Source organism: Aquimarina megaterium XH134, from assembly GCF_000520975.1.
In the GTDB taxonomy this organism is placed as follows: domain Bacteria; phylum Bacteroidota; class Bacteroidia; order Flavobacteriales; family Flavobacteriaceae; genus Aquimarina; species Aquimarina megaterium.
This window is the reverse complement of the sequence record NZ_JACB01000003.1, coordinates 232,497-247,498: the sequence shown is the minus strand read 5'-3', so window position 1 is coordinate 247,498 and position 15,002 is coordinate 232,497. Positions and strand designations below refer to the sequence as shown.

Here is a 15,002-nt window from a genome sequence, read left to right as displayed (position 1 = left end):
GAAAATTATACAGAAGTATTAATTAAATTTACACTATGTCCTTTTTAATTCTCTTATCCGTTAAAAAGGAGTGCAAAAGTACAATTAAATTTATTAGAAAACAAAAGATTATAATGCGTTTCAGCAAATTACTAATACCTAACAATTTCGAATTCACTTCTTCGATTGGTTTGATGATCTTCTTCTGTACACACCTTACTATCACAGTCGATTAAAGGTTGAGATTCTCCAAACCCAACAAACTGCATTCTTCTTGCATTTACATATCCCACCAAAGCTAGATAATTACGAGTAGATTCTGCTCTTTTGGCTGATAATATCTGATTATATGATTCTGTACCTCTACTATCGGTATGAGAACTTATATTAATATAAACGGTTTTATATCGCTCTAACTTTACTGCAAGTTTATCCAGTACTTTTTTAGAATCAGCCCGTATATTCCATTTATCATAATCAAAATAAATTGGAGGCATATCAAAATATAGTTTTCCATTCCTTTCGATAACCGGAGGGCCATCTTTATCTGCAAGAAGAATTTCTCTTAGCCTGGTTTTGGTAATTTCTTCTTTCCTACGTTCTGTATTAGATTCACTGATTCGGGTACGCTCACTAATATTAGTACTATCGTTGATCTGTGTCCTATTTTTATCATCGCTCTCATCTGTTACAACAGCATCTTTTGCTCTATCTAAATAAATGATGTAGGTCTCTTCTTCTTTCTCTTTAACCACCAGCGGCTTCGTCCTCGTTTTATATTTATTTGCAGAAGCTTTAAAGTTATATCTCCCAGGAAATATCTTAATATCAAAAGCTGCAATAGAATCTAATTGCCCCTCATATACCTTTATATTATCATTATTATACAAGACAACATCTGGATTGGCTATATAATTATCGGTTGCATAATCCCGAACTTCAAAACGTGCTCTATACTCTCGTGGGAAAATATCTCCAATTTGAGAAAAAGTATAAATATCATCTCCTGCTTTTTTTCGATTTGAAGCAAAGAAACCATCTGTTTCATTGTAATAAGTTATAGAAAAATCATCGTAGCTAGAATTAATTGGCGCTCCCAGGTTAATAGGTTTTATAAATTCTCCTCTTCTTAATTCTGAAACAAATATGTCCATCATACCTAATCCTAAATGCCCATTTGAAGAAAAGAATAGATTTCCTTTTTCTGAAATAAACGGAAACTGTTCTCGATTCTCGGTATTAATTGTTGGCCCTAAATTAGTTGGCTCGCCATACGTACCATCCTGATTTACAGCAACAAAATAAATATCAAAATCTCCATATCCTCCAGGCATATTAGAGCTAAAATACAATGTATCCCCCACTGCACTTAATGATGGGTGCTCAATAGAATAGTTTACATTATTAAATTCTAATTTCTCTGGCTCACCCCATTTACCATCAACTTTAGTAGCCTTATATAAATGAATAGCATTATTATTAATACTATCAAATTTCTTTTTTCCTTTTTCAGAATTACTTTTAGATAGGTAGATTGTATTTCCGTCTGCGGTAAAACAAAAATTACCTTCATGAAGTTTTGAATTAATTTTTTTGGAAATCATTTCAATTTCGGAAACAGGTTTATTATCCTTGTCTACTCTCACTTTATAAATATCCAAAAATGGTCGATGTGTCCATCTATAATTCTTGTCCAAAGGACCATAAGGACGTCTATCGGTAGTAAAATAAAGAATACTATCTCTCCTAATAGCTCCAAACTCTGAGGCTTCAGAATTAAAAATAGCACTTGCTATAGTATAATCGTCATCTTTCAATTTAAAATCTTCTATTGTAGAAATCGCATCAGAGGCGCTAAAATCTCTTATGGTATTATTTGATTTATACAAAGAGAGATATTCTACAGATTTTTCATATTCTCCTAAAGCAGACAACACCTGATACATCATAAAGTTATACTGATTATCATATGTTTTATCCTTATCATAAAATTTACCAGAAGTTAATACCTTTAAATATCGATACGCTTGCCTAAATTGAAAAGTATTATAATATGAGGTAGTAATATTTTTAAGGATATGTTTGGTATATCCTTCCTGATTTAACTCTTCTTCGTATTGCAGTGCTGCGTTTATATAATCTCCTTTTTCAAAAAAACGATCTGCTCTGCTTTTTTGTTGGGAAAAGGTAAACTGAGTAATCAGTATAGTTAGTATCAATAATATCTTAGCTTTTATCATCTAGAAAAATCTTGGAGAGGAATATTTATTACTAAACTTAAGAAGGTCAAAATTAAACAGTATTACAATTTCATGACTTCCATTATTATAACCGCTTAAGTCACTAACACTAAAATCATAAGAATATCCAACTTTTAGGTTTTTTGTAATATTAAAGCCTGCCAAAGCAATAAAAGAGTCTGTATACCTATAAGATATTCCTAATTCGAACTTATCATAAATCAAAGAGTTTAGTGAAAGATCAAAGGTTAAAGGAGAATCTAAAACCTGCTTAATAACCATCGAAGGTTTTAATTTCACTTCATCAACAAAGTCAAAAACATAGCCAGCAATTCCATATATATGTGTCTTTGTTTGCGCAACACCAATACCATCGATATCAATATCACTAGGAAGTAAATTAGGGGAAGATATACCTGCATAAAAATTATTAGTAAACAAATACAAACCAGCTCCAATATTTAATTGTGTGGTTGATGTATTATCTGCAAATGCAGGATCGTTAGCGACATCAGAACCAGAAGGATCAATTTTAAAATTATTAATACCTGCTTTCAATCCGTATGATAATCGAGTTTGATCAGAAATCTTTGTGATATACGCAAAATCAACGTTTATATAATCATTATTAACTGGGATAGCGTCTCCTATCCTATCATTTACGTAATTTACACTTAGCTCAATTTTTTCACTCATAGGAATATTAGCAAATATATTGGCTGTTTGAGGGGCTCCTTCAATCCCTGTCCATTGTCTTCTGTATAATAACCCGGTCGAAATCAGACCACTTTGACCTGTAGCATATGCGGGATTAACCGTACTCATATTATACATATATTGAGAATATTGTGGCTCCTGCTGGGCATAGACCATCGAGCAGAAAATTATTGACATTATAAAAACTAACTTCAATTTCATTGGTTTATCTGCTTAGGTAAAAACTCCCTTGTATTGGTAAATTATTTTCAAAATTTGGAACAAAAACATAAAAGTATGTTCCCGAAGGAAGATCGTCTCCTAACTGTACTGATACATTGCTTTCTCCTCTAAATTCTTCTGTATTAATATTTCCTTCATAGACAAGACTACCATATCTATTATATATTTTCAAATCAAAATCGGGAAATGCTTCTGGGATATTATATACCTCTTCTATCAACAAATCAAAAGTATCATTCTGACTATCACCGTTTGGTGATACTCCATCCTGAAAATCAAGAGTACACAATTCTCCATTGGCAAACCTCTCTCCGGTATTTAGTATATTTATCGGAACTTCAAGACGTTCGGATTCACAATTATTTGCATCAATTGCAGCAATATAATATACCTGATTATCAAAAAGTAAAGGGTTATCAATAATAGGAATTTCACTTTCTAAAGTAGTATACCAGTTATAGTTTAGAACATCAACTTCAATATCTTCTAATCTGGCGGCATCAAGAATACAAAATTCCTGAGGGGGTACATTAGGGATTGGTAAATCCACAATTTGTATGGCTACATTTAAAGAAGACTGGTCACAAGGCAGCGTATTTGCTATTATATATCTGAAATTATAAATATTGTTTGTTAATGTCTCAAACTCTACTACTCCATCTACGCTTAATGCACCTGTATTATCAGTATCTTCAAAAACTCCAGTACGTGGAGTATCTCTATCTAAAAGTGAATATAAGTTAACCCTACCATCGATTTTACAGAAAGTTTCACTTCGATCATTGCCAATTTCTACCGGTTCTACAATGGTAATAGTTACTGTAGATTGATCTGATGCAGAACACCCCGCATTACCCGGCACTACATATATATAATCACCTGCTCCCAAAACCGGTAATAAAACATTACTTGAATCAAAAACACCTAAATGATCTGGTGATGTATATCCAAAAGGGCCTGCCCAGGTTCCTGTTGTACTTGGATTGCCTCCCAAAAGATCAAAAAGAGTTATCGTTAAATCATCTGAGCAGAGTGTTGCGCTTGCATCTTCTCCTGCATTAGATAATTTGTTAATTGTAAATATTAAATCTGCACTATCAACACATCCATTTACTGTATTTGTTGAATACGTAAATGTAAATGTTTGTGAAGTACTGCTATTCGGAAAAACAAATGTATTATCAATTACATCTCCTGCTGTGTTTGTCCAAACTCCTGTAGTTGCTATTGTATTACCATTAGTTCTTAATAAGCTTCTAAGATCTACCTGCCCTTGAGATTCGCATAAATTGATATCTTTTGTATCTTCTCCTGCATAGTCAAATCCAAATATTTGAACTTCTACTCTGGCGGTCATAATATTACAAGGGTGTTCACAATAAAAATCTGCCATTACATCAGTCTCATAGGGATCACAAAAAGAACTGGGATCGCTATTTATATTAGGACTCACCGCATATTCAAAAATATAAGTGCCTGGATCTGCACCAAAGGTATTTACAGTTCCTCTGTGTGTATAAGGTTTTAATGGATCAGGAGGTGATAAAACATGTAGCCCTAAATCTGATGCACCAGAAACTAAACGCCAATTCGTGCTTCTATCACTAAAATATTCGAATGGTATGCCATTTTCTGTAGTAAATTCTAACAAATCATATAAATCTATCGTTCCTGGAATATTATTACATATTTGAAAAGGAGGGTCTTTTTGATTAAATGGCCTTAGCTGTTCATAGAGCACAAAACTTACTTTTGTAGTTTTATCATCACACACCGCAGAACGTTGCTCTACACTATAAACAAAATCAAATTGCTCTCTTCCAAATCGTAAATTATTACCACTAATAAGGTTGTCATAAATCGCTCTCAAATTAACCATAGAGTCCTGCGAATTCTCAATTTGTCCTGTGGGTTCTGGCAACCAGATTCCTTCAATATCTTCTCCTAATAAATACAGATCATTAGTTAAATCTATATCGGCATCATATACTCCGGCCAAAAGATCGTCTTCACAAATATGAGTAGGTTCTGATTCTCCCGAATCTACTTGTCTAACCATTGCCACTCTCACTGTAGTTTGCTCTGCAATACATCCTGAAACCCCAAAAACTGTATATGTTAATTCAAAGACCTCCTGATCTACTAGTGGCACTCCTGGCTGATAAGGAATATCTACTAAGAGTACAGAACCATTAATTCCTCCAAAATTAGGACTAGATCCGTTATATGTCCATTCTCCATTTAAATGTGGAGAGGGTGTATTACTATCTAATGCAAACGCACTAAACAAATCAAAGCCATCAAAATCACAACCTTGAGCATTTACATTATTTGGGCCAGATGGTGGTAATGCAACTCCAGAAAATGGGCCAAGAATTAGTCGCGCAGTTCTAACCGGATCTGTACCACAGGTAGCAGCATTCATCAATTCGAAAAAATAATCATTTTGAGTCGCTACTGTAGTTGCTCTTTTTAATGCCCATGTAGACAAATTACCCGTTGCCTCATCAAAAGCTGATCTAAATCTTGGATCTATACGCCATGTACCATCTGCTAATGTAGTACCCGTTTCATTATACAAATTGATAATCCCGTCGGGGCCATTAACTCCATCGAAGTCTATATTTTCCATATCACACTTTTCTATAGTGATGAGACCTAGATTACATTGTGAATGTATTCTCTTAGTAATTAGTGATACGGTAAATAATAGAACTAGTAACTTGCTAGTATATTTCAAAATTGGATTTATTTAATAAATATTAGACATCTAAAATATTTTACTAAAAATAGATACAAATCTTACAATTAAATGAAGATTCAACAAGGGTAGGAAAATTTTGACAGCAAATATAAATATTTTTTTCGTGTCAAATCTCAATATAAAATATTTCCTACACTTCAATACAAGCAAAACTAAGATCTTGATTTCAAAACTCCCACAACATCTTTTAACTCATATCCTTTTGCTTGTAACAGTATCAAATAATGAAATAACAAGTCTGCACTTTCGTTTAAAAATAACTCTTCATTATCATCCTTAGCTTCTATAACTACTTCTACAGCTTCCTCCCCTACCTTTTGTGCTACTTTATTAATTCCTTTCTTAAATAACGATGCTACATATGATGTAGAATCATTCTGATTTTCTTTTCGACTTCTAATCACATCTTCAAGTTCTGACAAAAATCCGTAAGATTGTTTATTATCTTCATTCCAACATGTATCTGATCCTTTATGACAAGTTGGGCCTACTGGATTCACTGTAATCAAAAGGGAATCATTATCGCAATCATTCTTTATGTCTACTAGATTCAAAATGTTACCACTTTCTTCTCCTTTTGTCCATAATCTATTTTTGGTGCGACTAAAAAAAGTAACTTTTTTCGTTTCTACAGTCGTATGATATGCCTCTTGATTCATGTATCCAAGCATTAATACATTCTTAGTTATTGCATCCTGTATAATAGCGGGAACAAGTCCGTCACTATTTTTATTGAAATTTATTTCCATAATCTAATACACTTCGAGAAGTTTTATATGATATCAAAATTTATATCATTTGTTTTTACCTATCGAAGATTCTTTTTTTATAATCGCACAGGGATTTTATTATCCTGTAACTTCTTTTTTAAATCTTTAATTTCTATTTCTTTAAAGTGAAAAACACTTGCTGCTAGTGCTGCATCTGCCTTACCTTCTTTAAACGTATCTACAAAATGTTGAACATTTCCTGCTCCACCAGAAGCAATTATAGGGATATTTAGTTCTTCTGATAGTATAGACAATGCCTCATTTGCAAACCCGTCTTTGGTACCATCATGATCCATAGATGTAAACAATATTTCTCCAGCACCTCGTTTTTCTACTTCTTTTGCCCAGTCAAACAAATCCAACTCTGTAGGCACTTTGCCTCCTACTAAATGTACTACCCATTTATCATCGATTTGTTTTGCATCTATAGCTACAGTAATACATTGTGATCCAAATTTTCCTGCCAGATCATTAACTAGTTGTGGGTTCTTTACCGCAGATGAATTTATAGATACTTTATCGGCTCCATTTTGCAATAAAACATCTACATCTTCAATAGATGAAATTCCTCCTCCTACAGTAAAAGGGATATTTACTTTTTCTGCTACTTTAAGCACTAATTCTGCTAATGTTTTACGACGTTCTTCTGTTGCAGAAATATCCAAAAACACTAATTCATCGGCACCTGCTTTTGAATACGCATCAGCAAGTTCTACAGGGTCGCCTGCATCTCGTAGATCTACAAAATTGACTCCTTTTACGGTACGCCCATTTTTGATATCTAAACATGGTATAATTCTCTTTGTTAACATAATTCTTTTTTACTCAGTTCTTTTACAGTGCGATCTCTAATTACTTCTTGAGCTTTATGTACTATAGACTTCAGTTTTTCAAAAAGTTGCTTTTCTGCAGATTTATTTTCAGAAGAAACAGCAAGCTTTTGATCCATTTTTTTATGCTTTTAACAGGATATATTCTTCTAATTGTTTCAAGCTTATTTTATGTTCATAAATCGCTTTTCCAATAATAGTTCCTTCACAACCAATTTCTGCTAGTTTTGGCAATTCATCAAAGGTAGAGATTCCTCCTGATGCTATTAACTTAAGATTGTCTGTTTGGTTTAAAATCCTTTGATACAGCTCAAATGAAGGTCCTTGTAGCATCCCGTCTTTACTAATATCGGTACAAATCACATAAGTTATTCCTTCTTTCTGATACTCCTGAACAAACGGAATTAATTCTTTGTCACTTTCTTCTAACCATCCACTTACTGCAATTTTTTCATGATGCGCATCAGCTCCTAAAATGATCTTATCTGTTCCATACTTTTGTAACCACGATGTAAAAATTTCGGGATCTTTTACGGCAATACTTCCTCCTGTAATTTGATTTGCTCCACTTTCAAAAGCGATTCTAAGGTCATCATCGGTCTTAAGACCTCCTCCAAAATCAATTTTCAAGCTTGTCCTTGATGCGATTTGCTCTAGTACTCTATGATTGACTATATGTTTAGATTTTGCTCCGTCTAAATCCACTAAATGTAAATATTCGATTCCATGGGCTTCAAATTCCTTAGCTACTTCTAATGGGTTTTCATTATATATCTTTTTTGTGTTATAATCTCCTTTCGAAAGACGAACACATTTTCCGTCGATAATATCTATAGCTGGTATTATTCTCATAGTTTTACGGTATTATGTCTTAAGTATTATGCTATAAGATTTCTTCCAAACATTTAAATTCTCAAATTTGTTCATACTATAACTTAACACTTTGTACTTATTACTTTATTTTTATAGTTTCAAAAAATTCTTTAATATCTTCTCACCGACAACGCTACTTTTCTCTGGGTGAAACTGGGTTCCGTAGAAATTACCTTTTTGCAGAGCTGTACTGTAGGCAACTCCATAACGAGTCTTTGCCACTGTATTTTTGGTAACTGGTGCGTAGTAACTGTGTACTAAATAGATATGCTCTTTTTCTAAGATCCCTTCAAACAAAGGTGAATCAAGAGATTCTATCTGGTTCCAGCCTATCTGTGGTACTTTTACCTGATTATCGAATCGTATAACATCAACATCGAAAATTCCTAACCCCTTGGTATTTCCTTCTTCGGTATAGTTACACATTAATTGCATCCCCAGGCAAATTCCCAAAACCGGTTGTTTTAATTCTGGGATCAAGTGATCTAATCCAGAATCTCTAAGCTTATGCATTGCACTACTTGCCTCGCCTACTCCAGGAAAGATAATTTTATCTGCTGCTTTGATTTCTTCGGGATCATTACTTAATATCGCTTCGTATCCCAGTCTTTGTATTGCAAATTTTATAGATTGGATATTTCCTGCTCCGTAATTGATAATTACAATTTTCACTTTATATTTCAGATTTATGATTTCAGATTTACAATTCTTCAATCTTAATTCGTAACTAATTATAGTACTCCTTTGGTACTGGGCAAAATCATTTTACCAGGATCACGTTGTACTGCAACTTTAATAGCTTTTGCAAAAGCTTTAAAAATTGCTTCAATTTTATGATGCTCGTTGGTGCCTTCTGCTTTTACATTAAGATTTGCTTTAGCCCCATCGGTAAATGATTTAAAAAAGTGGAAAAACATTTCTGTTGGCATTTTACCAATCATTTCGCGATTAAATTCTGCTTCCCATACCAACCAATTACGTCCTCCAAAATCAATAGCTACCTGTGCCAAGCAATCATCCATTGGTAGACAAAAGCCATAACGTTCGATTCCCAATTTATCCCCCAGAGCCTTACTAAATACTTCTCCTAATGCTATTGCAGTATCCTCAATAGTGTGGTGTTCATCGACTTCTAAATCTCCTTTTACCTTGATATCTAAATCCATTTGACCATGACGAGCAATTTGGTCTAACATATGATCAAAAAAATCTAACCCTGTATTAATATTACTTTTACCGATACCATCAAGATTTAGTTTGATATAAATATCGGTTTCATTGGTTTTTCGTGAAATTTCTGCAACGCGATCTTTTAGTTTAAGAAATTCATATATTTTTTGCCAATCATTACTCTCCAGAGCAATATGATTGTTTAACTCTTCCCTTTTTATTGTAATTTCTCCTGTTCCCAGATTGGTATTATCATTAATAAAAATTCCTTTTGCTCCCAGATTTTTAGCCAATTCCATATCGGTTAAACGATCACCGATCACAAAAGAATTTATCAAATCATATTCTTCAGAAAAATATTCGGTTAACAAGCCTGTTCCTGGTTTTCTGGTATTTGCATTTTCATGAGGAAAAGTTCTATCAAGAAATACTTTATCAAATACGACTCCTTCATTTTCAAAAGATTTCATAATAAAATTATGCACAGGCCAAAATGTATCTTCAGGAAATACATCGGTACCCAAGCCATCTTGATTGGTAATCATTACCAGTTCATAGTTTAATTCCTGAGCAATTTTACCTAAATATGTAAATGCCTTTGGATAGAATATCATCTTCTCGAATGCGTCTATCTGCTCATCTGCAGTTTCTTTGATAATCGTACCATCACGATCTATAAATAATACTTTCTTTTTCATCTGTTTATATATTTATTGTTTTTTTAATGGTCAGATGGAATCGCCATAAAATCATTTCAGCTGGATATCAACTTAATTGTTAAGGCTTATTTCATACTGTAATATTGTCTCTAATTTTACTTTTATTTAAAAAATTTATGAAATGGGTTCACGATTTCGAAATTGAAGTAAGTACCCGTATTAGTTTTTCATTTTCTTCTTTAGTACCTACTGTAAACCGAAGTGTATTTTTGCATAAAGGTTGTGTACTTCTGTTGCGAACCACAATACCTTCTTTAATTAACTGATCGTATCGCTTATTGGCATCATCTACTCTTACCAAAATAAAGTTGGCATCACTTTTAAATATTTCCTCTACAAAATTTATGGTAGATAAAGCTTCTTCCAAAAGGGTACGTCCTTCTATTATGGCGGATACTTCGGCTAGAATTTGATCTTCTTCGATAACACGTTGCAAAGCTCGCTGTTGTGTTAATTCGTTCACATTATAAGGTGGTTTTATTTTATTTAGAACAGCTATTATTTTATCAGAAGCATAACAAACCCCTAATCGTATACCTGCCAAACCATACGCTTTGGATAACGTCTGCGTTACTATAAGGTTTGGATATTTATCTATACTCCCTACCCAACTTTCTCTATCAGTAAAATCGATATAGGCTTCATCAATAATTACCAATCCTCTAAAACCCTCAAGAAGTTCTTCTATTCTTTTTTGTTCAATCAAATTTCCTGAAGGGTTATTAGGAGAACAAATAAAAAGTAATTTAGAATAATTATTCGCTGTAGCGAGTATCGCTTCGACGTTTGGTTGAAAATCCTCTCTTAAACATACTTGCTGTTCTTCTATATTATTGATGTTTGCCAATACTTTATACATCCCATATGTAGGAGGCATTGTAATAATATTGTCGATACCAGGTTCGCAAAACGCTCTAAATATTAGATCTAATACTTCATCGCTACCATTACCAAGAAGTAGATTTGTTTCTGAAACTTTTCTTTGATTTGCTATTATCTTTTTTAAACTTTTCTGTTGCGGATCAGGATATCGATTGACTCCATTTTCATAAGGATTTTCATTGGCATCCAAAAAAACCATATCCTGATCAAAATCTGTAAACTCGTCTCTGGCCGAACTATACGGTTTTAGGTATTGTATGTTCTTACGAACTAATTGTTTTATGTTGAATTGTATTTTGCTCATTTTTAGTTTATTGCTGTTGGTTAAACTCTCATTAATGATTAACTAGCTACTTGTACCTATTAATTAACAACTATTTCAAGCTCTCTAATCGTAATGTTACTGCATTCTTATGCGCTTGTAAACCTTCTGCTTCTGCCATAAGTTCAATTGCTCTACCTATGTTCTGGATACCTTGTTTTGATATTTTCTGAAATGTCATTGACTTCATAAAACTATCCAGATTTACACCGCTATATTGCTTTGCATATCCATTAGTTGGTAACGTATGATTAGTTCCCGAAGCATAATCACCTGCACTTTCTGGAGTATAATTACCGATAAACACAGAGCCTGCATTGGTTATATTATCAATAAAAAAATCTTCATTTTTTGTACATATTATAAAATGCTCCGGGCCATACTCATTGATTAATTGTATAGCTTGCCGATCATCTTCAACACAAATTAATTTTGAATTGGATATAGCCCCTTCTGCAATTTCTTTTCTTGGTAAAACCGCTAATTGTTTGATAACTTCTTCTTCTACTTTAGTCATCATTTCTTTGGAGGTGGATACCAAAATCACCTGGCTATCTTTACCGTGTTCTGCCTGGCTTAACAAATCAGAAGCAATAAAGGATGCATTGGCAGTATCATCTGCAACCACAAGCAATTCACTTGGTCCTGCTGGCATATCAATAGCGACTCCAAACTTCGTTGCCAGCTGTTTTGCCACCGTTACAAATTGATTTCCCGGACCAAATATTTTGTATACCGACGGAATAGTTTCTGTTCCAAAAGTCATTCCTGCAATAGCTTGAATTCCTCCTACTTTACAGATTTTTGTTACCCCGCAAAGATTAGCAGCATACAAAATAGCAGGGTGAATTTTTCCTTCCTCATTCGGGGGGGAGCATAATACGATTTCTTTGCATCCTGCAAGATTAGCAGGAACGGTTAACATCAAAATTGTAGAAAACAAAGGAGCTGTTCCTCCTGGGATATATAATCCTACCTTTTGAATTGGTCTTTTCTCCTGCCAGCATTTCACTCCGATTGTTGTTTCGACAGAAACTTTATTTGTTTTTTGTGCCGCATGAAACCTTTCAATATTAGATTTAGCTAATTGTATTGCATCTTTTAAATCCTGATCTACCTGTTTCTTTGCTTCTTCTATTTCTTTAGAATCTACAAGAATTGCATCAAGATCTACTTTATCAAATTTCTTAGTATATCGTTGTACCGCCAGATCACCCTCTGTTTTGACTTCATTAAAAACAGTCAACACTTTTTCTTCAATATCAGCTACAGTTTGTGTTGGTCTTTTTAATATCTCTGGCCAATTATTTTTATTTGGATTGTATATTTTTTGCATCTCTTCTTCATTTCTGCTTTCACAGAAACACATTAAATTATTTATAAAACCATCTTTTCTATTGGACAAACCAAAATCCCTTCTGCTCCTTCTGCTTTTAACTCATCAAGAATATCCCAAAATTTGTTTTTTTCTACAACAGTATGAATAGAACTCCAACCTTCTTCTGCCAGTGGCAATACTGTAGGGCTTCGCATACCAGGTAGTATTTTAACAATATCTTCAATTTTATGATTAGGAGCATTAAGCAGGACATATTTAGAATTCCTGGCTTTCAAAACGGCTTTGATTCTAAATTCTAATTTTTCAAGAAGTCTTTTATTATCGTCCGATATTTTTGGAGATACTGCAAGTACAGCCTCAGAAGTAAGCATAACCTCTACTTCTTTAAGGTTATTTTTAAACAATGTACTACCGCTAGATACAATATCACAAATTGCATCTGCCAAACCAATATTGGGTGCAATCTCTACCGATCCAGATATTTGGTGTAATTCTGCCGAGATTCCTTGTTTTTCTAGGTATTCATTAACTGTGTTGGGATAAGATGTAGCAATTCTTTTTCCGTCAAGATCTTTAATCGAATTGTACTCAAAATCTTTTGGGACTGCTAGAGAAACCTTACATTTTGAAAAATTAAGTCGTTCTGTAATCGAAATATCTTTTCCCTTTTCTATAAGTACATTTTCTCCTATAATAGCGATATCAACGATACCATCCCTAAGATATTGAGGTATATCTCCATTTCGTAAAAACATAACTTCCATAGGAAAATTACGGGTTTGGGCTTTTAGTTGATCTTTACCATTATCAATCGAAATACCGCAGTCTTTCAATATTTTTACTGAATCTTCATTAAGGCGCCCGCTTTTTTGAATTGCAATTTTAATTTTTGACATTTTTTTGTTGTTGTGCTTGAGCAATTCAAAAACGAGTTTTGCAGAAACAAAAAACCCGTTTGAATTACTCAAACGGGTTTTCATATTATTGTGTTATACACATACCATACCTACCACGCCTGAGCGAAAATGTAAGAATGATGATGATGTACAAATATATTATTCATTGTTTTTTCTAAATACCCTGCGAATTTATAAAAAATTATTTTTACTCAAACGCATTTCAACTTATTTTTTTGCGATTCATCTTTTTTCTATCATTAAATTCATAGAATTTAAAGCCTGCAATAGGTTGATTATAAACATTTTTATAACTTTAAAAAACCAATACTAATCAACAACGCATGAAAAATTTCTCCTCTTTTCTTATTTTTTTACTTTTTGCCTGGCTGGCAATATGGTGGTATTACTCTTGTGATTGGTGTACAAAAAGCACTAATGAAAGTATACCTGTGGTAGAACAAAAACCTGATCCCGAATTAGAAGCATTAGCAAAAAAAGCATATGAAGATAGCATCGCAGCAGCAAATAGAAATGTTGGATTGTTTGCAAAAGGACCTCACGGGCAAGATGTATTTAGATATGTTGAAAATCTAAAGATTAACAATACCAATGCAGATGTATTTATCCCCAATTCTCTAAAAGGTTTTAGCCAACAAGTAGCTGATTACTTAGGACAACATCAGGATCAGGAACTTATCATTTATGGTTATGAAAATTCTTCTGAAAATAGTGATAGTACACAATTAGGTATTTCTAGAGCTAACTTTATTAAAGATATCTTGGTTAAAGCAGGAATTAATGCAGATCGTATTGTAACCAAAACACAATTAAATAATTACACCTATTCTAATAATGGAGAATATCCCGGCGGAATACTATTAAATTTTAGCACATTAAATGAAGCTAGATTGGTCGAAGTCGAAAAAAGTATAGCTACCAGAACGTTGCATTCTAATTTTGGTCAAAAAACATTTCAACCCGATGCTACTTTATCTAATTATGCATTAGAGCTTAAGAATTACATTAATAAATATCCTGATAAATCGGTTATAATCACTGGACATACAGATGATGTTGGTGAGGAAGAAGCAAATCTCTGGTTTGGACAACAAAGAGCAAATAATGTGCGAGAATATCTTATTTCACAAGGCATAGCTAAAGATAAGATTATAGCCTTATCTAAAGGAGAATCAAATCCTATCGTTCCGAATGATAATGAGGAAAACAAAGCAAAAAACAGAAGAATAGAAATAACCGTAAACTAAAAATATTACAA

13 protein-coding genes are annotated in these 15,002 nt (G+C 33.2%); 1 reads left to right on the top strand and 12 read right to left on the bottom strand.

The genetic code is table 11. The annotated features are described in order from the left end of the window. Positions 1–131 precede the first annotated feature (131 nt). From Z053_RS0103910 to hisG, 12 genes are all read right to left on the bottom strand, one after another. On the bottom strand, positions 132–2,219 hold the full coding sequence (locus Z053_RS0103910; RefSeq protein ID WP_025663729.1) for an OmpA family protein: 2,088 nt from the start codon (positions 2,217–2,219) through the stop codon (positions 132–134). Next, positions 2,220–3,137, bottom strand: a complete 918-nt coding sequence (locus tag Z053_RS0103905; RefSeq protein ID WP_025663728.1) for a PorP/SprF family type IX secretion system membrane protein — start codon at positions 3,135–3,137, stop codon at positions 2,220–2,222. A 4-nt stretch (positions 3,138–3,141) separates the two neighbouring features. After that, complete coding sequence (locus tag Z053_RS0103900; RefSeq protein WP_025663727.1) at positions 3,142–5,790, bottom strand: gliding motility-associated C-terminal domain-containing protein; 2,649 nt, start codon at positions 5,788–5,790, stop codon at positions 3,142–3,144. A 284-nt stretch (positions 5,791–6,074) separates the two neighbouring features. Next, complete coding sequence (hisIE, locus tag Z053_RS0103895) at positions 6,075–6,671, bottom strand: bifunctional phosphoribosyl-AMP cyclohydrolase/phosphoribosyl-ATP diphosphatase HisIE (protein ID WP_025663726.1); 597 nt, start codon at positions 6,669–6,671, stop codon at positions 6,075–6,077. A 77-nt stretch (positions 6,672–6,748) separates the two neighbouring features. Beyond that, positions 6,749–7,504: an imidazole glycerol phosphate synthase subunit HisF gene (hisF, locus tag Z053_RS0103890; RefSeq protein ID WP_025663725.1), complete on the bottom strand. Its 756-nt coding sequence runs from the start codon at positions 7,502–7,504 to the stop codon at positions 6,749–6,751. Beyond that, positions 7,498–7,641 (bottom strand): hypothetical protein, encoded by a 144-nt coding sequence (locus Z053_RS31315; RefSeq protein WP_160170046.1) that lies wholly within the window; start codon positions 7,639–7,641, stop codon positions 7,498–7,500. The genes hisF and Z053_RS31315 overlap by 7 nt, the downstream gene beginning before the upstream one ends. A 4-nt stretch (positions 7,642–7,645) precedes the next feature. Further along, the gene (gene hisA, locus Z053_RS0103880) at positions 7,646–8,374 is read right to left on the bottom strand and encodes a 1-(5-phosphoribosyl)-5-[(5-phosphoribosylamino)methylideneamino]imidazole-4-carboxamide isomerase (RefSeq protein ID WP_025663724.1); all 729 of its coding nucleotides are present in this window, start codon (positions 8,372–8,374) and stop codon (positions 7,646–7,648) included. 111 nt (positions 8,375–8,485) lie between these two features. Beyond that, a complete protein-coding gene (hisH, locus tag Z053_RS0103875; protein WP_025663723.1) occupies positions 8,486–9,067 on the bottom strand; it encodes an imidazole glycerol phosphate synthase subunit HisH in 582 nt (193 codons plus the stop codon). Between the two features lie 59 nt (positions 9,068–9,126). Next, a complete protein-coding gene (hisB, locus tag Z053_RS0103870; protein WP_025663722.1) occupies positions 9,127–10,263 on the bottom strand; it encodes a bifunctional histidinol-phosphatase/imidazoleglycerol-phosphate dehydratase HisB in 1,137 nt (378 codons plus the stop codon). Between the two features lie 148 nt (positions 10,264–10,411). Beyond that, positions 10,412–11,470: a histidinol-phosphate transaminase gene (gene hisC / locus Z053_RS0103865; protein ID WP_025663721.1), complete on the bottom strand. Its 1,059-nt coding sequence runs from the start codon at positions 11,468–11,470 to the stop codon at positions 10,412–10,414. A gap of 70 nt (positions 11,471–11,540) precedes the next feature. Then, positions 11,541–12,824: a histidinol dehydrogenase gene (gene hisD, locus Z053_RS0103860; RefSeq protein WP_025663720.1), complete on the bottom strand. Its 1,284-nt coding sequence runs from the start codon at positions 12,822–12,824 to the stop codon at positions 11,541–11,543. Between the two features lie 41 nt (positions 12,825–12,865). Continuing rightward, positions 12,866–13,723: an ATP phosphoribosyltransferase gene (hisG, locus tag Z053_RS0103855; protein WP_025663719.1), complete on the bottom strand. Its 858-nt coding sequence runs from the start codon at positions 13,721–13,723 to the stop codon at positions 12,866–12,868. Positions 13,724–14,067: 344 nt separating this feature from the next. On the opposite strand from hisG, the gene Z053_RS0103850 reads away from it, so the two are divergent. Beyond that, complete coding sequence (locus Z053_RS0103850) at positions 14,068–14,991, top strand: OmpA family protein (RefSeq protein WP_025663718.1); 924 nt, start codon at positions 14,068–14,070, stop codon at positions 14,989–14,991. Positions 14,992–15,002 lie beyond the last annotated feature (11 nt).